Origin of the sequence: Pseudomonas sp. RIT-PI-S (assembly GCF_025642975.1) — a bacterium.
GTDB lineage: Bacteria > Pseudomonadota > Gammaproteobacteria > Pseudomonadales > Pseudomonadaceae > Aquipseudomonas.
Map to the genome: position 1 here is coordinate 109174 of NZ_JANZKJ010000002.1, position 25026 is coordinate 134199.

General features: G+C 62.2%; 22 protein-coding genes and 1 pseudogene. 10 read left to right on the forward strand and 13 right to left on the reverse strand.

The window, feature by feature from the left end; all coding sequences use genetic code 11:
- The first annotated feature begins 129 nt into the window (after positions 1 to 129).
- Positions 130 to 684, forward strand: coding sequence for a hypothetical protein (locus OGL93_RS04590; RefSeq protein WP_263261200.1), 555 nt, complete (start codon positions 130 to 132; stop codon positions 682 to 684).
- 48 nt (positions 685 to 732) lie between these two features.
- On the opposite strand, the gene OGL93_RS04595 is transcribed toward OGL93_RS04590, so the two are convergent.
- From OGL93_RS04595 to bioB, 6 genes are all read right to left on the reverse strand, one after another.
- Positions 733 to 1023 (reverse strand): pyrroloquinoline quinone biosynthesis protein PqqE, encoded by a 291-nt coding sequence (locus OGL93_RS04595; protein WP_263261201.1) that lies wholly within the window; start codon positions 1021 to 1023, stop codon positions 733 to 735.
- 70 nt (positions 1024 to 1093) lie between these two features.
- Positions 1094 to 1774: a dethiobiotin synthase gene (gene bioD / locus OGL93_RS04600; protein WP_263261202.1), complete on the reverse strand. Its 681-nt coding sequence runs from the start codon at positions 1772 to 1774 to the stop codon at positions 1094 to 1096.
- A gap of 10 nt (positions 1775 to 1784) precedes the next feature.
- Positions 1785 to 2582 (reverse strand): malonyl-ACP O-methyltransferase BioC, encoded by a 798-nt coding sequence (gene bioC, locus OGL93_RS04605; RefSeq protein ID WP_263261203.1) that lies wholly within the window; start codon positions 2580 to 2582, stop codon positions 1785 to 1787.
- Entirely contained in the window at positions 2575 to 3288 is a 714-nt protein-coding gene (locus OGL93_RS04610; protein ID WP_263261204.1) for an alpha/beta fold hydrolase, read from the reverse strand. Before OGL93_RS04610 ends, bioC begins: the two co-directional genes overlap by 8 nt.
- Entirely contained in the window at positions 3281 to 4453 is a 1173-nt protein-coding gene (bioF, locus tag OGL93_RS04615; RefSeq protein WP_263261205.1) for an 8-amino-7-oxononanoate synthase, read from the reverse strand. The genes OGL93_RS04610 and bioF overlap by 8 nt, the downstream gene beginning before the upstream one ends.
- A 4-nt stretch (positions 4454 to 4457) precedes the next feature.
- A complete protein-coding gene (gene bioB / locus OGL93_RS04620) occupies positions 4458 to 5516 on the reverse strand; it encodes a biotin synthase BioB (protein WP_263261206.1) in 1059 nt (352 codons plus the stop codon).
- Between the two features lie 249 nt (positions 5517 to 5765).
- On the opposite strand from bioB, the gene OGL93_RS04625 reads away from it, so the two are divergent.
- The 5 genes from OGL93_RS04625 to rarD all read left to right on the forward strand — a co-directional run bounded on the left by OGL93_RS04625 (position 5766) and on the right by rarD (position 11105).
- A complete protein-coding gene (locus OGL93_RS04625) occupies positions 5766 to 6338 on the forward strand; it encodes a ComF family protein (protein WP_263261207.1) in 573 nt (190 codons plus the stop codon).
- A 52-nt stretch (positions 6339 to 6390) separates the two neighbouring features.
- The gene (locus OGL93_RS04630; RefSeq protein ID WP_263261208.1) at positions 6391 to 7155 is read left to right on the forward strand and encodes a TOBE domain-containing protein; all 765 of its coding nucleotides are present in this window, start codon (positions 6391 to 6393) and stop codon (positions 7153 to 7155) included.
- 91 nt (positions 7156 to 7246) lie between these two features.
- Complete coding sequence (locus OGL93_RS04635; protein WP_263261209.1) at positions 7247 to 9151, forward strand: PhoX family phosphatase; 1905 nt, start codon at positions 7247 to 7249, stop codon at positions 9149 to 9151.
- A gap of 50 nt (positions 9152 to 9201) precedes the next feature.
- Positions 9202 to 10176, forward strand: coding sequence for a serine/threonine protein kinase (locus OGL93_RS04640; RefSeq protein WP_263261210.1), 975 nt, complete (start codon positions 9202 to 9204; stop codon positions 10174 to 10176).
- Between the two features lie 41 nt (positions 10177 to 10217).
- On the forward strand, positions 10218 to 11105 hold the full coding sequence (gene rarD, locus OGL93_RS04645; RefSeq protein WP_263261211.1) for an EamA family transporter RarD: 888 nt from the start codon (positions 10218 to 10220) through the stop codon (positions 11103 to 11105).
- A gap of 216 nt (positions 11106 to 11321) precedes the next feature.
- Here the strand turns inward: rarD and OGL93_RS04650 are convergent, their stop codons facing one another.
- Positions 11322 to 11840: an ACT domain-containing protein gene (locus OGL93_RS04650; RefSeq protein ID WP_263261212.1), complete on the reverse strand. Its 519-nt coding sequence runs from the start codon at positions 11838 to 11840 to the stop codon at positions 11322 to 11324.
- A 277-nt stretch (positions 11841 to 12117) separates the two neighbouring features.
- Between OGL93_RS04650 and OGL93_RS04655 the strand changes: the two genes are divergently transcribed.
- Positions 12118 to 14304: a malate synthase G gene (locus OGL93_RS04655; RefSeq protein ID WP_263261213.1), complete on the forward strand. Its 2187-nt coding sequence runs from the start codon at positions 12118 to 12120 to the stop codon at positions 14302 to 14304.
- Positions 14305 to 14441: 137 nt separating this feature from the next.
- On the opposite strand, the gene OGL93_RS04660 is transcribed toward OGL93_RS04655, so the two are convergent.
- The 3 genes from OGL93_RS04660 to OGL93_RS04670 all read right to left on the reverse strand — a co-directional run bounded on the left by OGL93_RS04660 (position 14442) and on the right by OGL93_RS04670 (position 17273).
- A complete protein-coding gene (locus tag OGL93_RS04660; protein ID WP_263261214.1) occupies positions 14442 to 15782 on the reverse strand; it encodes an OprD family porin in 1341 nt (446 codons plus the stop codon).
- 306 nt (positions 15783 to 16088) lie between these two features.
- Positions 16089 to 16535 carry a response regulator gene (locus OGL93_RS04665; RefSeq protein WP_263261215.1) on the reverse strand — a complete coding sequence of 149 codons (447 nt, stop codon included), beginning with the start codon at positions 16533 to 16535 and terminating at the stop codon, positions 16089 to 16091.
- Between the two features lie 234 nt (positions 16536 to 16769).
- A complete protein-coding gene (locus OGL93_RS04670) occupies positions 16770 to 17273 on the reverse strand; it encodes an ATP-dependent zinc protease (protein WP_263261216.1) in 504 nt (167 codons plus the stop codon).
- Between the two features lie 193 nt (positions 17274 to 17466).
- Between OGL93_RS04670 and OGL93_RS04675 the strand changes: the two genes are divergently transcribed.
- Positions 17467 to 18354 carry an acyltransferase gene (locus tag OGL93_RS04675; protein ID WP_263261217.1) on the forward strand — a complete coding sequence of 296 codons (888 nt, stop codon included), beginning with the start codon at positions 17467 to 17469 and terminating at the stop codon, positions 18352 to 18354.
- Between the two features lie 9 nt (positions 18355 to 18363).
- On the opposite strand, the gene OGL93_RS04680 is transcribed toward OGL93_RS04675, so the two are convergent.
- Together OGL93_RS04680 and OGL93_RS04685 are read right to left on the reverse strand one after the other, a co-directional pair.
- Complete coding sequence (locus OGL93_RS04680; protein ID WP_263261492.1) at positions 18364 to 18924, reverse strand: DUF2780 domain-containing protein; 561 nt, start codon at positions 18922 to 18924, stop codon at positions 18364 to 18366.
- Between the two features lie 102 nt (positions 18925 to 19026).
- Positions 19027 to 21453 carry a glucose/quinate/shikimate family membrane-bound PQQ-dependent dehydrogenase gene (locus OGL93_RS04685; protein ID WP_263261218.1) on the reverse strand — a complete coding sequence of 809 codons (2427 nt, stop codon included), beginning with the start codon at positions 21451 to 21453 and terminating at the stop codon, positions 19027 to 19029.
- A gap of 349 nt (positions 21454 to 21802) precedes the next feature.
- On the opposite strand from OGL93_RS04685, the pseudogene OGL93_RS04690 reads away from it, so the two are divergent.
- Both OGL93_RS04690 and OGL93_RS04695 read left to right on the forward strand, forming a co-directional pair.
- Positions 21803 to 22105: pseudogene (locus OGL93_RS04690) on the forward strand (RHS repeat-associated core domain-containing protein); the annotation flags it as partial.
- A 660-nt stretch (positions 22106 to 22765) separates the two neighbouring features.
- Positions 22766 to 23644, forward strand: a complete 879-nt coding sequence (locus OGL93_RS04695) for an RHS repeat-associated core domain-containing protein (RefSeq protein ID WP_263261219.1) — start codon at positions 22766 to 22768, stop codon at positions 23642 to 23644.
- 131 nt (positions 23645 to 23775) lie between these two features.
- On the opposite strand, the gene fdhA is transcribed toward OGL93_RS04695, so the two are convergent.
- A complete protein-coding gene (gene fdhA / locus OGL93_RS04700) occupies positions 23776 to 24975 on the reverse strand; it encodes a formaldehyde dehydrogenase, glutathione-independent (RefSeq protein WP_263261220.1) in 1200 nt (399 codons plus the stop codon).
- Positions 24976 to 25026 lie beyond the last annotated feature (51 nt).

Genomic DNA, 25026 nt, shown 5'->3' on the forward strand with positions numbered 1-25026 from the left:
ACATTTACAAAGAAGCTCAAGCCTGGATCTTGCGAAAGATAAAGCCAGATGGGGTCCACTTCCCAAAGTGGCCTGCACCACCGCGAACGCTTCCGCCGTCCAGCTTGAAGTTTCCGAGGTTTTAAGCGAATGGCTGCAAAATCCTTCCGCCGGGTTCCCGAATCTTTATCGCCAAAGGTTAGGGTAATTGTTCTCGCCTTCATCCCATTCATGATTTTCATGAGTGCGCTCACCTTTCACTTTCTACAGAACGGCCTGTTGCCGATCTATGGAAGGCTTTATAGAAACGCGCCTGTCGTGGAGACGCCATACGCAATCTTCGGGCTACTGATGGCACCGCCTGCTTTTTTAATAGTGATTATTGCCGCAGCGATTTCTGTATGGACAGGCAGAAAGTTTGATCCGCCTAAAGATTCACGCTTGTTTTGGTTCCAGAACTTTATGTTTTCAGCTTCGATAAAAATAATCACATATGTTGTACCGACCGCTATTATCCTCACGACGCTTGCGCTGCTTGCAAAGGGTTATTCCTTGTGCCCCGACCTATCTATAACATCGAATCGGAAGGTCTTCTGGGTGAACGACGAGCGCGTATGCTTCAAGCCCGACCATTACATCAATGATTACTGGCCCTGCAAAAAGGTAGATAACAAGGAAGTCTGTATCCAAGTAGACGGCCGTTAAACCAGACCGAGTTATGGGCTCAGCCAATAAGCTCAGCGACCACATCCCTTACGCATACGTATCAATCATCGTCCCCAGCGCTCGATCCGAAGCCTTTTCCACCTTCGCGCCCGCCTCTACTTGCAGCGCGGCTTGGGTCATCTGCACGGTAAGCGCGGCCAGGTCAGTCTGCTGGCTGGCATCGACGGCGTTCAGGCGTTGCGCCTGATAGCCAGTGGACTGAGTCAGGGAGGGGCTGTCGTTGGTGACGCCGGCCACTTGGGCGGCAGCGTTGTCGAACCGGGCGCTGGCTGCCTGGATGGCGCTCAGCCCGGTGGTCAGGGAGGACGAGATCTGCATGGCATAGTCCTGATTATTGGCTATTGGCCATCAGTGTACGCCCTTCCTTGCCGCCGTAAAGCGACGCTTGTCAGGCAAGTTCGCCAAGCGCCAAGTAGTCAGCGACCGCCGCCGCGCTCGCCTCGTTCAAATACGGCACGCGCCCCAGGCAAGGCGCGGGCAGGCGTTCGCTGAGGGTCGCCAGGTTCTCCTCCAGGCGTGAGGTTTGGGGGTCCACGATGTTCGCCACCCAGCCCGCCAAGACCAAACCGTCCCGGGCAATAGCTTCGGCGGTCAGCAGGGCGTGGTTGATGCAGCCAAGCCGCACCCCCACTACCAGAATCACCGGCAGGCGCAACGCCATCGCCAGGTCGGAAAAGTTACTCTGCCCCGCCAGCGGCACTCGCCAGCCGCCGGCGCCTTCAACCAGAGTGAAGCCCGCTTGTTGGGCGAGCACGTGTTGCATCGCCGGCACCAACGCATCGACGCTCAGCGTGACCCCGGCTTCCCGGGCAGCTATATGCGGCGCGATGGCTGGCTCGAACGCGAGCGGGTTGATGGCCTCGTACGGCAGCGTGATCGTGCTTTCGGCGATCAGCGCCACGGCGTCGCTGTTGCGCAGCCCTCGAGCTGTGCGCTCGCAGCCGGAGGCAATAGGCTTTGCCCCCAGCGTGCTCAGCCCGGCCCGCCGGGCGGCCTGCAACAGGCCGGCCGAAACGGTGGTCTTGCCGACTTCGGTGTCGGTACCGGTGACGAAATAAGCGCGGTTCATACTTGCTTCCTTAATGCTTGGACAACAGCCCGTACACCACTTGGTAGGTAGCTGGCAGCCCAGCAGGCTGGCGATACCCTTCATAGGCGGCAACCATCGCCGCAATCCGCGCCCGCCCGGTAAGGCCGCCGGGGCGGCCGGGGTTCAGGTTGTGCGCGCCCAGTGCCTTGAGCTCGTGGGTCAGGCCACGAACGTCCGGGTAATGCAGCACATGCGGATGGCAAACGAGCGTGTTCAGGCGCAGGTCACTGGCCGCGCACAGGTGCTGGTAATCTTCGAAGCGGCGGAAACGGTTGACGTGCACCTGGCCATCGGCGGCTTCCCAGCTGCTGCGCAACTCCCCTAGCGTGCCGGTGCAAAGGCTGGCGAAGGCGAAACGCCCGCCCACTCGCAGTACCCGCCTCGCTTCGGCCAGCACTCGGGAGAAGTTTTCGCACCACTGCACAGCCAAGCTGCTGAACAGCAGGTCTACGCAGCCTGCAGCCAGTGGCAGCTGTTCGGCATCACCAGCCACGTACCAAGTGGCGCCGCCCAGGCCACGGGCGTGGCCGAGCATGCCTTCGGCGATATCCACGGCCAGCCCTCCGGCCGCCGGCCAACGGCGCGCCAGTTCGCGGCTGAAGTGCCCGGTGCCGCTGCCCAGGTCCAGCCAGCAGCGCGGCGCCTCGTAGCCTGGCTCCAGCAGCGCTAGCAGATGCTCACCGACGTCGCGTTGCAGCGCGGCGACGCTATCGTAAGTGGCCGCTGCCCGCGAAAACGAGGCAGCGACCTGGCGCTTGTCGGGCAACACTGCCGCGACCTCAACCATGGATAAATTCCTCTATAAAGGCCCACGCCTGACTGGCCAGCGCCGTGGGCGCCTCCAGCACCAGCGCATGGCTACCGGGGGCTTGGGCAACCCGTGCCTGCGGCGCCGCCTGGGCAAGGGCCTGCGCGGCCTGAGCCGGAACCAGCGCGTCAGCGCTGGCGAACAGATGCAAATGCGGTACGGCCAGCGCTGCCAGGGCCGCGCGGTTGTCCAGCGCGGCAAGCAGCGCCAGCCCGCCAGGGTCGGCGTGGCGGGCATCCGCGGGCATCAGCTGTTTGGCCAGCGCCCGTGCAGCCGGGCTGCCTTGGGCGCACAGCAGGACAAAGCGCTTGAGCGTAGCGGCAGGGTCGTTTGCGCAAAGCCTTTCGAACGCATCGAAGGTCTCCGCCGCCATGGCCGCCGGCCAGCCTTCCCGGGCAACGAAGCAAGCATTGCTCGCGATGCTGATCAGCCCAGGGCAAGCGGCGCCTCGGCGCGCGGCCAGGGCTACCGCGAGCATGCCGCCCAGGGACCATCCCAGCAGCCAGGCACCGGGCGCAACGGCACGGTCCAGCTCGGCGAGCACCTGCTCGAGGTCGCTGCCGAGGGGCAGTGGCTCGATCAATACCTGTGCGCCTGGCCGGCTGAGCCGCAGCGCCTGCGCCAGCGGTTCGAGTGCCGCCGGGCCAAGCCCCCAACCGGGCAACAACACCAAGGTCTCAGGCATCGGCTGGCTCCGCCAGCGCCTGGCACTCGGCCAAGCCTTCGAGCAGGCGCGTCACTTGCGCCTCGGTGTGGGCGGCCGACAGCGTCACCCGCAGCCGGGCGCTGCCGGCCGGCACGGTGGGCGGGCGAATGGCGGTCACCAGCAAGCCGCGCTCACGCAGTTGCTGCGACCAGGCCATTGCCCGTGCGCTGCTGCCCAGCACAATGGGCTGGATCGGTGTTTCGCTCGGCATGAGGGTCAGCCCTAACGCGCAGGCGCCAGCGCGGAACTGCCGCACCAGCGCAGCGAGGTGCTCACGGCGCCAGCCTTGGGCCCGCGCCAGCTCCACGCTTTTGAGGGTGGCGCAAGCCAGCGCGGGTGGCTGGCTGGTGGTGTAGATATACGGCCGAGCGAACTGCACCAGGCATTCGATCAGCGCTTCGCTGCCGGCCACGAAGGCGCCAGCGGTGCCGAAGGCTTTGCCCAGGGTGCCGACCAACACCGGCAGCTCTTCCAGGCCCAGGCCAAAGTGCTCGGCCGCGCCGCCGCCCTGTGCGCCCAGCACACCAAAGCCGTGGGCGTCGTCGACCATCAGCCAGGCGCCATGGGCCTTGGCTTCGCCTGCCAGCGCCGGCAGGTTGGCCAGGTCGCCGTCCATGCTGAAAACGCCATCGGTCACCACCAAGGTGTCGCCGCTGGCTTTCGCCAGGCGCGCGCGCAGGCTGGCCGGATCGTTGTGCAAATATCGAGAGAAGCGCGCGCCGCTGAGCAAGCCCGCATCCAGCAGCGACGCATGGTTGAGACGATCCTCCAGCACGCTGTCGCCCTGGCCGACAAGCGCGGTGATAGCACCGAGGTTGGCCATGTAGCCGGTGGAAAACAGCAAGGCCCGCGGCCGCCCGGTGAGGTCAGCCAGCGCCTCTTCCAGCGCGTGATGCGGGGTACTGTGGCCAATCACCAAGTGCGAGGCGCCACCGCCTACGCCCCAACGCTCGGCGCCGGCGCGCCAGGCAGCGATCACCTCGGGATGGTTGGCAAGGCCAAGGTAGTCGTTGTTACAGAACGCCAGCAGTGGTTTTCCGTCTACAACGACCTCGGGGCCTTGCGGGGTGCTCAGCAACGGGCGCTGGCGATACAGGCTGGCAGCGCGCCGCTCAGCCAGGCGCGCCTCAAGATTGAACGCCACGGGTTCAGACGGACGCGGCGTCGTAGAACAGTTCGCCGCTGCGCTGCTCTACCAGCGCCTGCTCGATGGCCGCCTGGTGCACCTCGTCGTCGTGTTCTTCGCGCGCTTCCGGGCGGATGCCCAAGCGGGCGAACAGTTGCATGTCCTTGTCGGCCTGCGGGTTGCCAGTGGTCAGCAGTTTTTCGCCATAGAAAATCGAGTTCGCCCCGGCCATGAACGCCAGCGCCTGCATCTGCTCGTTCATCTGCTCGCGCCCGGCAGACAACCGCACGTGCGATTGCGGCATCAGGATGCGCGCTACGGCGAGCATGCGGATGAAGTCGAAGGGGTCGATGTCTTCGGCGTTGGCCAGCGGCGTGCCCGCCACCTTCACCAACATGTTGATCGGCACCGACTCGGGGTGCTCTGGGAGGTTGGCCAGCTGGATCAACAACCCGGCGCGGTCGTCCAGCGACTCGCCCATGCCCAGGATGCCGCCGGAGCAGATCTTCATACCGGCGTCGCGCACGTAGGCGAGGGTTTGCAGGCGCTCGCCGTAGGTACGGGTAGTGATGATGCTGCCGTAGAACTCCGGCGAGGTGTCCAGGTTGTGGTTGTAGTAATCCAGCCCGGCCTCGGCCAGCGCCACGGTTTGGTCGCGGTCGAGCTTGCCCAAGGTCATGCAGGTTTCCAACCCCAGGGCTTTCACGCCCCGGACCATTTCCAGCACATAGGGCATGTCTTTGGCGGACGGATGTTTCCAGGCCGCGCCCATGCAGAAGCGGGTGGAGCCAATGGCTTTGGCACGGGCGGCCTCTTCGATCACCTTTTGCACTTCAAGCAGCTTTTCTTTCTCAAGCCCCGTGTTGTAGTGGCCCGACTGCGGGCAGTACTTGCAGTCCTCGGGGCAGGCACCGGTTTTGATCGAGAGCAGCGTGGACACCTGCACCTGGTTAGGGTCGAAGTGCGCACGGTGGACGCTCATGGCCTGGAACAAGAGGTCGTTGAAGGGCTGGGTGAACAGGGCCTTGACTTCGGCCAGGGTCCAGTCATGACGCAGCGGGCTCTGTAGGCTGGCGCTCATCGGGGGTTCCTTGTTCTATGCTGAGGCAGCCAGGGCGAACGCCCCGGCAATTCACGGTATGAAACAAATGGTCAAGGAAGGCCTATGCGCTGTCAACCATTACGCGACCTCGTGGTCGACATATGCTCAAAATTTAACCAACGCTGCTATTTTTGCGCCGGCCTCGGCGATAACCCCTACCCTTTGTGCAGCGGCTGTGAGGCGGACCTGCCCTGGGCCACCACAACCTGTACACGGTGCGCCCTGCCGTTGGCCTTCGACGGCCCGTTATGCTCGGGCTGCCAAAACTCGCCGCCGCCCTTCGAGCAGACAGAGGCGCCCTGGGCGTATGACTTCCCGCTGGACGCAGCGATCAAGCGCTTCAAACACCGTGGCGACAGGCCCATGGGGCGGTTGCTGGGGGACCGGTTGGGCGCCTGGCTCCTCCACCGCTTCAACGAGGGCCTGCCCCGCCCGCAGCGTATGCTGCCGGTTCCATTGGCGGCACAACGGCTGCGGGTACGTGGCTTCAACCAATCGCAGCTGCTGGCCGAGCGGTTATCCAAAAGCTTCGGTATCACCGTCGCTGACCATGCCGTTGTGCGCATCCGCGATACCCCTTCGCAGCAGCATCTGGACTTGCCCGCGCGCCAACGGAACCTGCGCGGCGCCTTTGGCCTGGCACCCAACGCGAGCGTGCGGGGCCTACACCTGGCGCTGGTGGATGACGTGATGACCACAGGCGCGACGGCGCACGCCATTGCCACACTGTTGCGCCAGGCGGGCGCCCGCCGGGTCGATGTATATTGCCTGGCGCGCACACCGGGCCCGCCGCGGCCTTGACGGGTCGCCAGCAGCGGCGCAAGGTCATGGCTTTGCCCACGTACCGCCGCTCATGCCGCTACCTGCCACCCTCTCCCACTACCTAACTCATCGCCCGCAGCGCATTGCCCTGCTCCAGCATATTGCCGAGCAGGGTTCGATCACCCGCGCGGCCAAGGCCGCGGGGTTGAGCTACAAGGGCGCCTGGGATGCCATCGACGAGCTGAACAACCTCACCGCGCGACCGCTGGTGGAGCGCAGCGTAGGTGGCCGTGGTGGCGGCGGCGCGCGGCTCAGCGCCGAAGGCGAGCGAGTGCTGCGCCTTTACCAGCGGCTGCAAGCGCTGCATACACAGGTGCTCGAAGCCGCCGAAGACAGCGCCGACCTGGACCTGCTCGGCCGCTTGATGCTGCATACCAGCGCGCGCAATCAACTGGCGGGCACGGTGGCCCGGATCGAACGCCAGGGCACCCATGACCACATCTATCTGGACCTAGGCAGCGGCCTGGCGCTGTGCGCTGCTATCACTCCTGAGAGCACCCGGCGCCTGTTATTGGCGCCCGGGGCGACCGTGGTGGCGCTGATGAAAGCCGGCTGGCTGAGCGTTGACCCTGAAGGCAGCCCGGTGGCCGAGCCGGCCAATGCCTTGCCCGCGCAGGTGGAAGCCGTAGACATGGCAACCCCGGGGCCTAGCGAAGTACGCCTGAGCCTGCGGAACGGGCAAAGGCTTTGCGCACTTGTGGATAACTCACGCCTGGCAACGCTTGCCCTACAGCCAGGGCAGGCCGCGATCGTGTGCTTCGATCCAGGCTCGGTGTTGCTAGGTCGGCCCCTGTAACAACGCGAGAGCGTTCCAGCGCGTTCAAAGGTAACAAAAACTTCATGGAGGCTCTTTAACGTGGCTGGCTGAACCGCAGGGAGCCCAGACCATGGAAAACGACCAAAACCACGATCAGCCTACTGACCTCGAACGCTATGCCGGCCTTAGCCGGCGCCGCTTTATCGCCGCTGGTGCCCTGTGTGGCGCCGCCATGTTCCTCGGCGGCGGCATGCTTACCCGCAGCGCCCTTGCCCAAGCCGTGCAAGCCACCAGTACCGGGCTGTTGGGCTTCGATTCGATCCCAGCCGCCACCACCGACACCGTCACACTGCCGCCAGGTTATAAGGCCCAAGTGCTGATCAGCTGGGGCCAGCCGCTGCATGCCGATAGCCCTGCATTCGACCCTAGCGGGCAGGCCGATGCCGACACACACCAACGCCAGTTCGGCGACAACAACGACGGCATGAGCTTCTTCCCCTTCCCGGGCAACCCGGACCGGGCCCTGATGGCGATCAACAACGAATACACCAATTACCGGTACCTGTTCGAACACGGCGGCATGCCCGTCTCCCAGGCCGAAGTGCACAAGGCGCTGGCTAACGAAGGCGTATCGGTGATTGAGGTGCGCCGCCAAGACGGCCAGTGGCGGTTCGTTCAAGGGTCCTCCTACAACCGCCGCATCCACGGCAACAGCCCGCTGCGCTTCAGCGGCCCGGCAGCCGGGAACGCCCTGCTCAAAACTGCAGCCGACCCCAGTGGGCTGCACGTGCTGGGCACGTTCCAGAACTGCGCCAACGGCAAGACGCCGTGGGGCACCTACCTTACCTGCGAAGAAAACTTCACCGACTGCTTCGGTTGCAGTGCCCAGGAGCAGCCGCTCGACGCCGCGCAAAAGCGCTACGGCCTGACCCCGGCCAGCAAAGACATTGGCTGGCACCCTCATGACGAACGCTTCGACGTGACCCGTAACCCCAACGAGCTGAACCGCCATGGCTGGGTGGTCGAAATCGACCCGTTCGACCCACAGTCGGTGCCGGTCAAGCGCACGGCGTTGGGCCGCTTCAAGCATGAGAACGCTGCGGTCAGCCAAACCCGGGACGGCCGTGCGGTGGTCTACATGGGCGACGACGAACGCGGTGAGTTCATTTACAAATTCATCAGCCGTGACCGGATCGACCCGGCCAACCCCAAGGCCAACCGTGACTTGCTCGACCACGGCACCCTGTATGTGGCTCGCTTCGACGCAGGCGACGGCAACCCCGACCACCCCAGGGGCACCGGCGAGTGGGTAGCGCTGGCCCACGGCGAACCGGGATTGACTACCGCTGATGGTTTCGCCAGCCAGGCCGAGGTGCTAGTGCACGCGCGCCTGGCCGCGACTGCACTCAAGGCCACGCGTATGGACCGGCCCGAATGGATAGTGGTTAGCCCGCTGGACGGCCGGGTGTATTGCACCCTCACTAATAACAGCAAGCGCGGTGACGACGGCCAGCCGGTGGGCGGGCCGAACCCCCGGGAAAAGAACGTTTATGGCCAGGTGCTGCGCTGGAACGAACACGCCGACGACCATGGCGCCATGGCGTTCGAATGGGACCTGTTCCTGATCGCCGGCAACCCCGCCAGCCACCCTGAAGGCGCCAAGCGCGGGTCGCCCAACATCACCGCGCAGAACATGTTCAACAGCCCCGACGGGCTCGGCTTCGACGCTGCCGGCCGGCTGTGGATACTGACCGATGGCGACATGAGCAACGCCGGCGACTTCGCCGGCATGGGCAACAACCAGATGCTGGCGGCCAACCCAGCCACCGGCGAGATCCGCCGGTTCATGGTCGGCCCGGTGGGCTGTGAAGTAACCGGTATCGCCTTCGCGCCGGACTACTGCACGCTCTTCGTGGGCATCCAGCACCCGGGCGAAACCGGTGGCTCGACCTTCCCCGAGCACTTGCCGGGCGGCAAGCCACGCTCGTCGGTGATGGCCATCACCCGCGAGGACGGCGGATTGATAGGCGCCTGAGCCGGCGCGTCTGCGCTACCATGTGAAGCCAGGCGCACCCAGGAGCTTGCATGTCCCACCCGTTCGATACACTCACCCCAGATCGGGTACTCGATGCCATCGAAAGCATCGGGTACCTCAGCGACGCCCGCGTGCTGGCCCTCAACAGCTACGAAAACCGGGTGTACCAGGTGGGCATCGAAGACGCCGAGCCGCTGATCGCCAAGTTCTATCGCCCGGGCCGCTGGAGCGATGCCGCGATCCTTGAAGAACACGCCTTTACCGCCGAGCTGGCCGAATGCGAGGTGCCGGTGGTAGCCCCGTTGGTGCGCGATGGCGTGAGCCTGTTCGAGCACCAGGGTTTCCGCTTCGCCTTGTTCCCCCGCCGCGGAGGCCGCGCGCCGGAGCCAGGCAACCTCGACCAGCTGTACCGGCTCGGGCAATTGCTCGGCCGCCTGCATGCGGTCGGTGCCAGCCGGCCCTTCCATGCCCGCGAGGCGCTGACGGTGGATAACTTCGGCAGCGCTTCCCTGGCGACTCTGCTCGATGGCGGCTTCATTCCCGGCAGCCTGCTGCCAGCGTATTCGTCAGTCGCCCGCCACCTGCTGGAAAAAGTCGAGGCCGCGTTCGCCAATACCCGCTTCAACGCCATCCGCCTGCACGGCGACTGCCACCCCGGCAACATGATGTGCCGAGACGAGGTCTTCCACCTGGTGGACCTCGATGACTGCCGCAGCGGCCCCGCCGTGCAGGACCTGTGGATGATGCTGGCGGGCGATCGCCAGGAGAAGCTCGCGCAGTTGGCCGAGCTGATGGATGGCTACAACGAGTTCCACGAATTCAACCCCCGCGAACTGAGCCTGATCGAACCCCTGCGAGCGCTCCGCCTGTTGCACTACAGCGCCTGGCTGGCACGCCGCTGGGATGATCCGGCTTTCCCTCGCAGCTTCCCCTGGTTCGGTAACGAACGCTATTGGGGCGACCAAGTACTGGCCCTGCGCGAACAACTGGCGGCTCTGAATGAAGAGCCGCTGCGGCTGTATTGACCGCACGCACCTTTTGCACCAACCCTTTGCAAGGACATCGCATGCAAACCGCTAACCCGCGGCGCGGGTATGTACTGGGCTTGACCGCCTACGTTATCTGGGGCCTGTTCCCGATCTACTTCAAAATGCTGCACAGCGTGCCGGCCATGGAGATCATCGTCCAGCGCGTGGTGTGGTCAGCGGTGTTCGCGGCCATCACCATTATGCTCTGGAAACACCCGGGGTGGTGGCGCGACCTTGTGGATAACCCCAAGCGGTTCCTGATCCTCATGTGCAGCGGCGCGCTGATCGCGGGTAACTGGCTGGTCTACGTGTGGGCGGTGAACAACGGGCGCATGCTCGAAGCCAGCCTGGGCTATTACATCAACCCCCTGGTGAACGTGTTGCTGGGGATGTTGCTGCTTGGCGAACGGTTGCGGCGCCTGCAATGGCTAGCGGTCGCCCTCGCAGCCATCGGGGTGATGCAGCAGCTGTGGCTAGTGGGCAGCTTGCCCTGGGTTTCCCTGGCACTGGCGTTGAGCTTTGCCTTCTATGGGCTGATCCGCAAACAGGCGCCTGTTCCAGCATTGCCTGGCCTACTGGTGGAAACCTGGCTGCTTTTACCCTTGGCGCTTGGTTGGCTGCTGTTCCACGGCGATGCCGCCACCGCGCAGCCTGCATTCTGGGCAACGCCGGTAGGGCTGCTGCTGGTGGCCGCCGGGCCGGTTACCCTGGTGCCCCTGCTGTGCTTCACGGCCGCCGCGCGCAATCTACCTTATGCCACCCTGGGCTTCTTGCAGTACGTGGCGCCTACGCTGGTGCTGATCCTGGCCGTCACCTTTTACGATGAACAACTGAGCGCCGCCAACCTCACGGCTTTCGGGTTTATCTGGCTCGCCTTGGCGGTTTATAGCCTGGATGTATGGCAGGTACTGCGTCGCAGTCGCTGATCATTTATTGACCACAAGCCTGTAAGCCACGTGCCCCGTGGTTTACAGGCATGTCTCCCAAGGTTATCCACAAGCTGGTCCACGGTGGGTGTGCACAAGCTGCTGAATTTGTTCATTTTTTAAGCAACATGCTGAAGGCCACACCGCTATTGGCCTGTAGCACTAACCCCCCAGCTTATCCACAGGCCCGTGCAAGTTTTCCATGAATAACCTGGGTCAAGGTTCGGGACGTAGCTCCAGGTCTACCATCAGCTCATCCGCCATGGACTCAAGCGTCTCTTGCAGGGCCTCGAGCGATAGCGCTTCGGGGACAGCCAGCTGCGCTTCGGCACGGAACAGCAGCTCGCTGAACATTGGCGCTGGCGATACATCTGTGGATAACCGCTCGACGTTCACGCCCTTTCCAGCCAAAAGGCGGGACAGATCACGCACGATGCCCGGGCGGTCGTTCGCGGTAAGCGTAAGGGTGACCAGCTTCCAGGCTTCCCCTTGAGGCACGGTGCTTTGCTCGACCAGCACGCGAATGCCCTGCTCGCCCAGCCGTTCCAGCGCGCGAACCAGGGCAGGCCGGTGTGCCGCCGGCACCTCCACGCGCAAAATGCCAGCGAACTGCCCGGCCATTCGCGCCATCCGGCTCTCGAGCCAATTGCCATGGTGCTCGGCCACGCAGTTGGCGATGCGTTCCACCTGGCCGGCCTTGTCATGGGCCAATACCGTCAAAACCAGTTGTTCCACGGTGCTTCTCCCCAATCGATGAACCCGTAGTATAGGCAGGCAACGGTGCATCGGTAGCCGGGCGTATGCTGACCGTTCGGACAACAACCTTCAGCCGATACGCCCGCGCGGGTTATGCTGCGTGGCCGGTACGGGGATGCCCCTGCCAGAGCCTGGGCCGTGACCGTTCAGTCTCATTTTCCCTATGGGAACGGCTCATGTAGTATTCCGCGACGAGCACTACATACCACGAACCTCGTCCCAACAACGCCACGCAACGCGCAGAGTGAGGCAAGCAATGACCGATTACGTCAAGGTAGGTGACCTGCAGGTTGCCAAGGTACTGCGAGACTTCGTCAACGATGAAGCCATCCCAGGTAGCGGCATCACCGCCGAGGCGTTCTGGGCCGGGGCCGATCGGCTGATTCACGCGCTGGCGGGGAAAAACCGGGCCTTGCTGGCTCGCCGCGATGAGCTCCAGGCCACCCTCGATGGATGGCACCGTGAACGTCAGGGCCAGCCCCACGATCCGGCCGCCTACAAAGCCTTCCTCAAGCAGATCGGTTACCTGCTCGACGAGCCAGCGGACTTCCATGCGACCACTGCCAACGTAGACGAAGAAATCGCGCGCCTGGCCGGCCCGCAGTTGGTAGTGCCGGTGATGAATGCCCGCTTCGCGCTGAACGCCTCCAACGCCCGCTGGGGCTCGCTATACGATGCTCTCTACGGCACAGACGCGATCAGCGAGGCCCAGGGTGCCGAAAAAGGCAGCGGCTACAACCCGGCACGCGGCGCCAAGGTGATCGCTTTCGCCAAGGCCTTCTTGGACCAGGCAGCCCCCTTGGCGGCGGGCTCCCACGCTGACGCCAGCGCTTATGCGATCAAGGACGGCGCCCTGGCCGTGACGCTTGCAAGCGGTGAGCAGGTAGCTCTGGCAACGCCTGGTCAATTCGCGGGTTTCCAAGGCGAAGCCCAGGCGCCGACGGGGATCCTGCTCAAGCACAACCACCTGCACTTTGAAATCCAGATCGACGCGCACAGTGCCATCGGCCAGACCGACGCCGCAGGTGTCAAAGACGTGCTGGTCGAATCTGCCTTGACCACCATCATGGACTGCGAAGACTCGGTCGCCGCCGTGGACGCTGACGACAAGGTGGTGGTGTACCGCAATTGGCTCGGCCTGATGAAGGGCGACCTGGCTGAACAGGTGAGCAAGCAGGGCAAGGTGTTCACCCGCACCATGAACGCGGATCGCGTGTATACCGCAGCGCAAGGCGGTGAGCTGAGCCTGCACGGCCGCTCGCTGCTGTTCGTGCGCAACGTGGGCCACCTGATGACCATCGACGCGGTGCTGGATCAACACGGCAACGAGGTGCCGGAAGGCATTCTCGACGCACTGTTCACCAGCCTGGCGGCGCTGCACGACCTCAAGGGCAACAGCGCCCGTCGCAACAGCCGCACCGGCTCGGTGTATATCGTCAAGCCCAAGATGCACGGCCCGGACGAGGTCGCCTTCGCCAACGAGCTGTTCGGCCAGGTCGAACAAGTGCTGGGCTTGCCGGCCAATACCCTGAAAATGGGCATCATGGACGAAGAGCGGCGCACTACCGTCAACCTCAAGGCGTGTATCCAAGCGGCCCGTGAGCGCGTGGTGTTTATCAATACGGGCTTCCTGGACCGCACCGGCGATGAAATCCACACCTCGATGGAAGCCGGCGCCATGGTGCGCAAGGCCGAGATGAAAGCGCAGCGCTGGATCGCCGCGTATGAGAACTGGAACGTGGACATCGGCCTGGCCTGCGGCCTGCAAGGGCGCGCGCAGATCGGCAAGGGCATGTGGGCCATGCCGGACCTGATGGCGGCCATGCTGGAACAGAAAATCGCCCACCCCAAGGCCGGCGCCAACACCGCCTGGGTACCCTCGCCTACGGCCGCCACCCTGCATGCACTGCACTACCATCAGGTGGACGTATTCGCTCGCCAGGCCGAGCTGGCCAAGCGCGAGCGCGCGTCGCTGGACGATATCCTGAGCATTCCGCTGGCGCCCAATACGGATTGGTCCGACGACGATATCCGCAACGAGCTGGACAACAACGCCCAGGGCATTCTTGGCTACGTGGTGCGCTGGATCGACCAGGGCGTGGGTTGCTCGAAGGTGCCGGACATCAACGATGTTGGCCTGATGGAAGACCGCGCCACCTTGCGCATTTCCAGCCAGCTGCTGGCGAACTGGCTGCGGCATGGCGTGGTCAGCGAACCGCAGATTGTCGAAAGCCTCAAGCGCATGGCGCCGGTGGTGGATAGGCAGAACGCCAACGACCCGGCCTATCGGCCGATGGCACCGGGCTTCGATAGCAACATTGCCTTCCAGGCTGCCTTGGAACTGGTGCTTGAAGGCGCCAAGCAGCCCAACGGCTACACCGAGCCGGTGTTGCATCGTCGGCGCCGGGAGTTCAAGGCCGCGAATGGGGGGGCAAAACGGTAGTAACGTGCAAAGCCCGCGAACCTGCGATGCCTGAGGTTCGCAGGCTGCCGCCTGCTCTTATGGGGTAGGCGCCTACGGAAACGGGCTGTCAGTTAAAAAAATGGGGCCTTTCGGCCCCATCTTTGTACCTGTAACCCTTACAGCAGCGGCAGGGTGTAGCTCACGATCAGGCGGTTTTGGTCCTGGTCGTAGTCGCCGCTTGCGTTGGTGCGCAAGGTGCCGTTACGCCAGCCCAGGCCCAGGCCCTTGAAGGTGCCGCCCTGAACTACGTAATCCAGCGCGAAGTCGCGTTCCCACTCGGTGTGGCTACCGCTGCTGGCGAGTTCGTAGCCGCTACCTTTGAGGTAGGTGACCGAAGCCGTCAAACCCGGCACGCCAATGGCGCTGAAGTTATAGGCGTATTGGCCAAAGCGGGTCTTCTCACCGGCGCGGGTGAAGTTGTTGATCAAACGGTCGGTGAACAGGTAAACGCTTGCACCATTAGCGCCCTCGGCCGGGGTCAGGTTGCCCTGGTTCAGCTGAACGAAGTTGCTGTCGTCCGATACGCTCTGGTAACCGGCAGTAAAGGCATGGCCACCCAGGTTATAGGTGAAGATCGCGCTCCAAGTGTCGTTGTCGATCTTGCCGGTGCCACCGCTGGTATAACCATTGGTCCTGTAACCCGAGGCCCGACCAGATACCGAATCGTTCGCGCCGTCGGCGTCGGTTTTGAAATAGCGCAGGTCAGTCTTGAAGGACTGGTCCTTGCTGATGGGATAAACGTGCACCAGGCCTGCGAAGTGCTGTTTGTAATAGTCTTCGAGGTTGGCGTAGTAGTACTGCAGAGTCAGCTGGTCGTTGACCAGGTAATCACCGCCGCCGAACCAGAACTCGTTGCTTTCCTGAGCGCCACCGGCCACTGCCAGGCCAGTGCGGTTGGTCGAGGCCCGGCCAACGGCCTGGTACAAGCGGCCGGCGACCAGCTTCAGCTTGTCGATCTCGTTGAAGTTGACCATCGCGCCATCGAAGGTCTGCGGCAGCAGGCGACCGTCGTTCGACACCAGGATCGGCAGCTTCGGCTGCAGGTTGCCAACGCGCAACTCGGTCTTGGAGAAGCGCGCTTTGGCGGTTACGCCTGCGCGGGTCCAAGAGTCATCGGCATCACCGTTCGTTTCGGACGGGATCATGCTGCTGCCTTGATGGCGACCGGCGCCACTGTCCAGCGTCAAGCCGAGCAAGGCCTGGGCATCGAGGCCGAAGCCAACGGTTCCGTCGGTATAGCCCGACTTGTAATCCAGAACGAACCCCTGACCCCATTCGGCCAGCTTGCTCCCGTTACTCGGGGTTTGGTCGCGATAATCGTTATTGAAATAGAAGTTGCGCATGGCCAGAGTGGCCTTGCTGTCTTTGATGAAATCGGCATGGGCCAGTGTCGGCAGGCAAAGGCCAGCGCCGATCACTGCCAGCGTGCTCAGCTTGGCCTTGGTGGTAACGGTCATTTGGTGTGCTCCCCATTGTGTTTCTAATTTTTGCGGGAGCATACATATCAGTAGGGCTGCGAGCTTGCAACGGTCTGTTGCAGCTCGCGCAACAACGGTTGCACTGCCGATAGGCAACTTTTCGTCTCGGCAACGGTCTCAACAAGGCCATCTTACGCCGAGACCGAGAACTCAAGCCTTTGAAACAAAAGGCATTTTTTAGTTAGTCAGCTATGAATCATACTTAGTCACCAGCGGTGCGCCCAGTACAAGCTTATAGCCAAAAAGTATTTAAAAGTTTCGCCTTATTCACAGTTTCTGCTTCGCCTAGCGCCCGATTCCTAACTCACGGCTGGCTAACTGCAATAACCGGGACGGGTCGATAGGCTTGAGCAAGAAGTCCACCACGCTCAGGTGCATGGCTTCGATCGCATCCTTCACTCCCGCGTCGCCGGACATAATGATGATCGGCAGGGCTGCACGTTCCGAGTCTCGCACCTGGCGGATGAGGTCCAGGCCAGATGCAGGCGCCATGCGCAGGTCGGTAATCAACAACCCGAGACTACGGTCGCTCATCAACAGGTCGAAAGCTGCTCGGGCGTTGCTGGCCGTGCACGTGTCGATACCCTGCAGTAAGAGGATCTCAGCCAGCAGCTCACGTGAGTCGGCATCGTCATCCACTACCAACGCCCGCAAGGGTGCCAGCTTGGGCACCTGCAGCAGTTCGTTAAGGGCTTCGCGTTCCTCATTGCTGAGGATATCCGGGTCAACCATGGAGCTCGCCATCCGTCACATGCAAACATACGCGCCGCAGCCAAGGCGGAAGGCTCTCGGCCGGGCGTTCGGCTGCATAAGGTGCAGCATAGGGGCATGGTTGCCAACGGAAAAAACCGATATTTCACAAGAGATACGTTAAACCCTGGCTGCCCCCAGCCAGGGGGCTGCGGCGTCAGGGCGTGATAGGCAAAAATTGAAAAACCCGATACATGGCTGCGCCAGCGGGCGCCCTCAGCACTCCGGTTGGCCGGCCACGTAACGCCGCGCCGGGTTGACCGCCGCGCCGAACTCCCGCAAGCCTTTGGCGCCAATCAACAGGGGGTAGTTGAAGCTGCTGCGGTCGGTGAGGTTCACCTCGATGGTGCGCTTCACTTCACCCAGGCACAGCTCCAGGTCGATCACTGGGCGGTGTGCGACCTCAACGCTTTCTTCTTCGCCGTCATTCTCATCCGCACGGCTTTTGATCCGGCTCATGCGGGAAATCTTGTGCTCGAATACCTTGCCGTCGGCATCGCGTGTGGCCAATTGAAAGCGCACCCAGTCTTCGCCATCGCGGCTAAAGGTTTCGATATTGCGGGCAGACAGCGAGGCGGTCAGTGCGCCGGTGTCCATTTTCGCCTTAAGGGTTTGGCCGATTTCCGGCAATTTGAAATATTCGTAGCGGCCGTAGAGGGTGGGATCTGCCGCCATCACGGGAAGCGACAGCAGCGACAGCAGCGCAAGAACAGCTTTCACGTATTGATTCCTTCTAAGGGGCGCGCAAATTTAGATGCACACGCCCGTATAAGTTCGCTTCAAAGCCTAAGGTAAGGGCTAGCCGCGGGGTGGAAGTTAAAACTTTCGGGAAGTCCCGCTCAGTCGGGTGAATTTGGCGCGGTTCGCGCATGCCCGTATCATTGCGGGCCTCCCAGTGCATACGAGTTTTTCCATGCTTCGCCTGCTCAACGGCTGCCTTACCGCCCTGCTGCTCTTGCTCAATACCCTCGTGCTCATCGGCCCCCTGATTGCCCTGGCGCTGCTCAAGCTGGTGGCGCCGATCGGGCTGCGCGACAGGGCCTCGCGCGGGGTGATGTGGATCGCCGAAACCTGGGCGGAAATCGACAAGGCCATCTTCGCCTTGTGCACCCCAACCCGTTGGGATATCCGCGGATTGGAAGCCTTGCACCTGGATGCCTCTTATCTGGTGGTAAGCAACCATCAGTCCTGGGTAGACATTCCCGCGCTGATCCAGGCCTTCAATCGCCGGGCGCCGTTCTTCAAGTTCTTCCTCAAGAAAGAACTAATCTGGGTACCGCTGCTGGGCCTGGCCTGGTGGGCACTGGACTACCCCTTCATGAAACGCTACAGCAAGGCGTTCCTGGACAAGTACCCGCACCTGCGCGGCAAGGACTTGGAAATCACCCGCAAGGCTTGCGAGCTGTACAAGCGCCAACCGGTCACGGTGGTCAATTACCTGGAAGGCACGCGCTTCACTCAGGCCAAGCATGACGAGCAGGCGTCACCCTTCCGCTACTTGCTCAAGCCCAAGGCGGGCGGCGTGGCCTTCGTGTTGGCGGCCATGGGCGCGCAGCTCAACCAGTTGCTGGACGTGACAGTGGTCTACCCCAGCCGCCGTATTCCAGGGTTCTGGGACTTGCTCTGCGGGCGAGTGCCGAAGGTGATCGTGGACATCCAGGCCCGGCCAATCGACCCCACGCTGATCGAGGGCGATTACGAGAACGACCCCGCGTTTCGTGGGCGGGTGCAGGCCTGGGTGAACCAGCTATGGGCCGATAAAGACGCACGGATCGAGGCATTGCACGCGCGCCACGGTTGAGGCGCTCCTCTACTTTGCCGCTCCCCACACAGACGCCAGGCTCTGCAACGCCGAGCCACTGGCCCCCTGCTGGCCCAGATACTGAAGGATGATAGGCGCGAACTGGGTCACCATGCCGCTGTTCATGCCCAACTGGCTGAAGGCACTGTTCATGTCCTGAGTGGTTTTCACATTGGTCAGCGCGTTGTTCAACGCGCTGGCCTTGTTGCTGTCCGCCTTGCCCATCAACCCACTCAGGCCCACCAGCCCGCCCAGTGCATTGCTGCCCGAGAGCGAATCGAGCCCCGGCACGGATTTGCTCAGCTCGCTGTATTGCGCCTGCGGCAGCTGATTCTTTGCCAGGCCCAGCATGGCGCCAGTGCCACCAATGGCCTGGGTAGGCGTGATGTGCAACTGGCTACCCAAGGTGTTGAGCAAGCCCGCCGCTTGCGGCGCGGCGGCCACGGGCGCGCCCTTCTGGTTGCCATTTTGCAGGGTAGAGGCGGCGTTTACCGCGTCGTTGAGGTTGAACGCCATGGCCTGGCCGGCAGCCAACAAGGTGAAGGAAAAGGCCAGCAGGCTGGGGGACATACGCATCGGGTACCGCTCCAAAAGCAAAAGACCTTCATTGGACGCGGTGAGGGCAAAGGGTTCAAAAAGGGCGACCCATGGGCCGCCCTTGCTTGCCGCTCGCTACTTCTGCCCTGGCAAGGCATACGCCATGACCATATCCCCCCGGTCTGGCGACTGCCGCGCACCGCCCACGGTCAGCAGTACATATTGCTTGCCGGTCCTGGGTGACACGTACGTCATCGGGCCGGATTGGCTGCCCACCGGCAGGCGGGCTTTCCACACTTCGTCACCGGTACGCGAGTCATAGGCGCGCAGGTAAAAGTCCTGGGTGCCCGCGAAGAACAACAGGCCCGACTGGGTTGCCAGGGATGCACCCAAGGTCGGCATGCCGATCGGGATCTGCATATGCATGCGGATGCCCAAGGGGCCGGTGTCCTGAACGGTACCCACCGGCACCTGCCAGACCATCTTCTTGGTTTTCAGGTCGATTGCGCTCATGGTGCCGAACGGCGGCTTCTGGCAGGGGATGCCCGCCGCCGAAAGGAAGCGCTGGCGCATGGCGCCGTATGGCGTGCCCTCTTGAGGCACCACGCCCATCTCGATGCCATTGGCGCTCTTGGGCATGTTTTCACGCTTGATCATGTAGTTGGCCAAACCGAGGCGCATGTCGTTGACGAACATATAGTTCGTGGTCGGGTCCACCGATACGCTGCCCCAGTTCATGCCGCCCAGCGAGCCTGGGAACTGCAAGGCCGGGTCCAGCCCGGGCGGGGTATATACGCCCTCATGGCGCATGCCTTTGAGGCTGATGCGGCAGAGCATCTGGTCGAAGGGCGTGGCGCCCCACATATCGGCTTCAGTGAGGGTCTGGTTGCCGATATTGGGCAATTCCACGGAGAACGGTTGGGTCGGCGAATAGCGCTCGCCTTCCAGCTTGCCCTGCGGCACCGGGCGCTCTTCAACCTTGGCCAGCGGCACGCCGGTTTCGCGGTTGAGCATGAAGATCATGCCTTGCTTGGTGACCTGCACCAGGGCCGGGTCGGTGCCGCCATTGCCGTTGGGGATGTCGTACAGCAGCGGCTGCGCTGGCAGGTCGAAATCCCAGAGGTCGTGGTGGGTGGTCTGGAAGTGCCAGCGCACCTTGCCGGTGGCCACTTCCACAGCCACGATCGACGAGTTGTACTTGTCGTCCTGGGCCGTGCGCTGGCCACCGAAGAAGTCTGGCGTGGCGTTGCCCGTTGGCAGGTACACCAGGCCCAGCTTGGCGTCATAGGCCATGGCAGACCACACGTTCGGGGTGCCTGGGGTGTAGGTCTGGCCAGCCGGTGGGCGCTTGGTGGTGGCTGGGTTACCGGGATCGAATGCCCACACCAGCTCGCCGCTGTGCACGTCGAACGCTCGCACCACACCTGGCGGCTCGCCGGTGGACCAGTTGTCCGCCACGCGGCCACCCACGATCACCACGTTACCGGCCACCAGCGGAGTAGACGTTTGCTGGTAGAAGCCTGGCTTGACCTCGCCCATGTCGACCTTGAGGTCGACCGCGCCGTGGTCGCCGAAGCCTTCGCAGGGCTTGCCCGTGTCGGCATCCAGCGCCACCAGGCGGGCATCGCCGGTGGGCAGGAACAGCCGCTTGCTGCACGCGGCAACGGCGAGCGTGCCAGCCGGGGCATCACCTACCGGGTCGGCCAGCACTGGGGTAGCGGCCGCCGGGTTAGCCGCGGCCTGGGCATCGTCGAAGTAACCCAGGCCTCGGCAACGCTGCCAATTCGGCGCACTGCCTTGCGGGTCGAACTTCCACTTCTGCTCGCCGGTGTCCGCATCCAGCGCGAACACTTTGCCGTAGGCGGTGCAGGCATACACGGTGCTACCTACTTGCAGTGGGGTGTTCTGGTCCTCAGCACCTGCGCCAGTGCTCACCGGGATGTCCCCGGTGTGGAAAGTCCAGGCAACCTGCAACTGGCTGACGTTATCGCGGGTGACCTGATCCAGGGCAGCGAAACGGTTGCCGTGGGTCGTGTTGCCCCAGTGCTCCCAGTTTTTCTGCTCGCTGCCCGGCGCAACCGGTTGCACGGCGGGCGCCGTTTCGGTGGCAACCAGAACGTTTTTCGGCGAGAACATTGCCGCCAGGGTAGCCATTACCCCCACGGCCAGCACTGCGGCCACTGCATAGGCACCGCGACCGCCCGCCTGGCCGGCAGCGCGCCTGAGTACCGGGTAAGCAAGCGCCACCACCAAAGCGATGACCGCGAAGGTCAGCACACGCGAAACCAGCGGCCAGTATTCCCAGCCGGCATCCCACACAGCCCAGATCACCGTCAGCACGAAGGCCGCGCCGTACAACCAGGCACCGCGTGGGTCGCGTTTGGCTATCATCACACCCGCCACTAGCATGGCCAGGCCCATTAACAGAAAGTACCAGCTGCCTCCGAGGGTCACGAGATAAACACCGCCCCCTCCCAGCACAGCGCCAAGCAACGCGATAATCGCGCCCAGCCCGCCTAGCAGCAGCCTCTGCGTGCCGGAGGCACGGTTTATATTGTTCATTTGCCCTTCACCTTCAGGTTTTTTCCACGACAACGAACCCAGCATGAGATGGAGGAGCGCTCCTTCGCTCTTGAAATATCCTGTTAACCAACTGGTTCGTTTTCGAAATATACCAAAAGTGACAGCGAGGCTGCGACAAAGTGGCCTAGGTTGCGGGGAGAAGGACTGTTGCAGAGGAGGTAATAGTTCTCGAAACGCAGATGGCCAGGCATGACCCATCCAAGCGCTTGCAGGGCGTTACGCCTATACCGCCACACCTCGCATGTACGGCTGGCCTAGCAGAATGAACAGGTGGCTGAGAATCCTTGACCCGTTTACGGTTGGGCTTCCTATCCTCGAATAGCCGGCCATGACGCTCCTCCCTACAGACGCTCTCGACAACGCTTTGCTGGCTGCTAGCCGCCGCCAGGGAGAAGCACCCAACAACCGTTACCTGCCATTTGGCGCCCATACCAGCCTGGCCCAGGCACATACTGCCTTTCACGGCCAGTACAACGAACAGCCGCTGGACGGTTATTTGCTCGGTAACGGCTACCGCCTGTACCTGCCCCGATTGATGCGTTTTGCGCAGGCCGATCAGCTCAGCCCTTTCGATAAGGGTGGAGTGAATGCGTATGCGTTTTGCGTAGGTGATCCGGTGAACCGGCAGGATATAGACGGTCGCTCTAGCTTTTTTAAACACGCCAGGCGCCTATTCAAGATAAAAACAAAAATAAAATTTAAACCTGATGCAAAATTCCCGCAATTCATTGGACAGTTTGAAAACCCTAATAACGTCTTGCTGATAAAAAACAAAAAAATAGCAAGAATAGCGCTTGACGAGGAGATAAAAATTGTAAACAAAAACCTGAAAGAGTCCGTCAATTTAGGCAAGTATCAGTTATTTGACGCACATGCAAAATACCTGACCGATCTCGCTACACAGCTTAAAGTAGAACCGTCTTCCTTCAAAAAGCGACTTGAAGATGCTCGATTGAATAAACACGTTGTATGGGCCAGTGCCCGCACCTGAAAGCGAACCTGGCCGCAAAGATTCCGGCCCCAACACGCGCTTCAAGCCGCATAACAACCCATGCGGGCCGTCCACAACTTCTTCGGCAAGCCCGTATCGAACTCACTGTACCCCAGTGGCGCCTAGCGTAAGTTGATAACCTGCATCAGCCCGCTTCCTCGGCCCACGCAGAGAGCGTTGCGCCCAAACCATTTGAGCCTTTGCCGGTAATCGCCTACCTCCGTCACCTAGCAGAGTGAACAGGTGGCTAAGGACCGCCATACTATTTACGGTGTAGCTCTCCATTTTCGGAAGTACCCCATGAAGCGCCTTAACATGGTGCTCCCCAAGCAAGCTTTGCCGGGAGCCAGTCACCACGCACTCCTTAAAACCGACGGCAATGCAACGGTGATAGGCCAGGTGCAACCGCACCGGTCAATGGCTTACATGCCTTTCGGTCATTCCCTAAGCCATGAAGGTGCATCAGCGTTTGGGGGTGAACATCGGGCCGACGGCATTTATATGTTGGGTAACGGACGAAGAGCATACCTTTGCAGCCTGATGCGTTTTGCCATGCCAGATCGCCTCGGCCCGTTCCGCAGCCCTGATCGTCACACTTACGCATATTGCCTCGCAGATCCGATCAATCGCTTGGATCGGAACGGTGACTACTCTTTCTGGAAAATAGCACGACGGATGTGGCGCTCCATCTCTCACTCGAGCCCGAGCGCGGCAGAGACGAGGCCGCCGGTCACGTCGACCGCAAAATTTGTTTCAACGCCTATAACCAAAATTACCAGGCTGGGGAAAGAAGCATTTGCTTGGAAAAACGATCAGGGCCTTCACCTGCTCGCTCATGGAAATCGCAAAGGTGTGGGGATAAGAGGAAAACTTCGCTCCCCCAGTTTTTTAGTGAAAGAAATCCAAGACCGTATCGACGGACAGTTCAGCGCCCTGCATCTCTATAGTTGCAAAGCGGGTATTGGAAACCCAAGCTATCTTCAGCGGTTGGCCAATAAACTCAAAAGGCCCGTATATGGCAGCTCCAACATAGTTTTCACATTCCCAGCGCCTGGATATCTGGAAGAAATTTATAGCGACCTCAGGTTAGATGGAAAAGTGATCAATGAAAGTTTCGACTTACCCGGCTGGAAACTTTCCTATAGCGCAGAGAACTGGAAGCTTTTTTCGCCAAAGTGAGGGCAGGCGCGCTGAAGTAACTCCATTTAGCGCCGCCCGCCTCAAGAATGCCGCCGCAAATCCCAGTCGCGGTAGGCGCTTTGATATAGGGGGCCGACCACCCAACCGGGTTTGGCCCCTCGGCCGGTAAATCAAGCCGCGCTAAACAGCCGATGCGGGTCGATCACAAACTTCTTCGGCACGCCCGCATCGAACTCGCCATACCCTTGTGGTGCCTGGTCCAGGCTGATGACCTGCACCCCCACCACTTCCGCAATATTGATGCGGTCCCACATGATCGCCTGCATCAATTGGCGGTTGTATTTCATCACCGGGGTTTGGCCAGTGTGGAAACTATGGGACTTGGCCCAACCCAGGCCAAAGCGGATGCTCAGGCTGCCGACCTTGGCGGCGGCATCGGTAGCGCCGGGGTCTTCCGTTACGTAGAGCCCGGGGATGCCTATCTTGCCGGCCACCCGGGTGACCTGCATCAGTGAGTTGAGCACCGTGGCCGGTGCTTCGTGTTTGGCGCCGGCATGGCCGTGGCCGCGCGCTTCGAAGCCAACCGCGTCCACGGCGCAATCCACTTCCGGCTCGCCCAGCAGGTTGGCGATCTGTTCGTGCAATGGGGTGTCTTGGGACAGGTCGGCGATCTCGAAACCTTGGGCCTTGGCATGGGCCAGGCGAGTGGGGTTCACGTCACCGACGATCACCACCGCGGCGCCAAGCAAGCGCGCCGAGGCGGCAGCGGCCAGGCCCACGGGGCCGGCGCCGGCCACATACACCGTGCTACCCGGGCCTACGCCCGCGGTGACGGCGCCGTGGTAGCCGGTAGGGAGAATGTCTGACAGGCAAGTCAGGTCGCGGATCTTTTCCATGGCCCGGTCGCGGTCCGGAAGCTTGAGCAGGTTGAAGTCCGCGTAAGGCACCAGTACGTACTCGGCCTGGCCGCCGGTCCAGTCTCCCATGTCCACATAACCATAAGCACCTCCGGCGCGGGCCGGGTTCACCGTCAGGCACACGCCGGTGTGCTGTTCCTTGCACGAGCGGCAACGCCCGCAAGCTACGTTGAAGGGCACCGACACCAGGTCGCCGATGTTCAGGTGCTCCACGTCGCTGCCCTTTTCGATCACCTCGCCGGTGATTTCATGGCCCAGCACCAGGCCGACCTGGGCGGTGGTGCGGCCGCGGACCATGTGCTGGTCCGAGCCGCAGATGTTGGTGGACACCACGCGCAAAATCACCCCGTGCTCGATCTTGCGGCCGCGCGGGTCTTGCATCTTGGGATAGGGAATTGAATGCACCTCGACCTTGCCGGCCCCCAGGTACACCACGCCTCTGTTGTCAGCCATGCTCGTTCACCTCGCTTTATTGTTGTTGTAAGCGGCACGTTTTAAACCGCA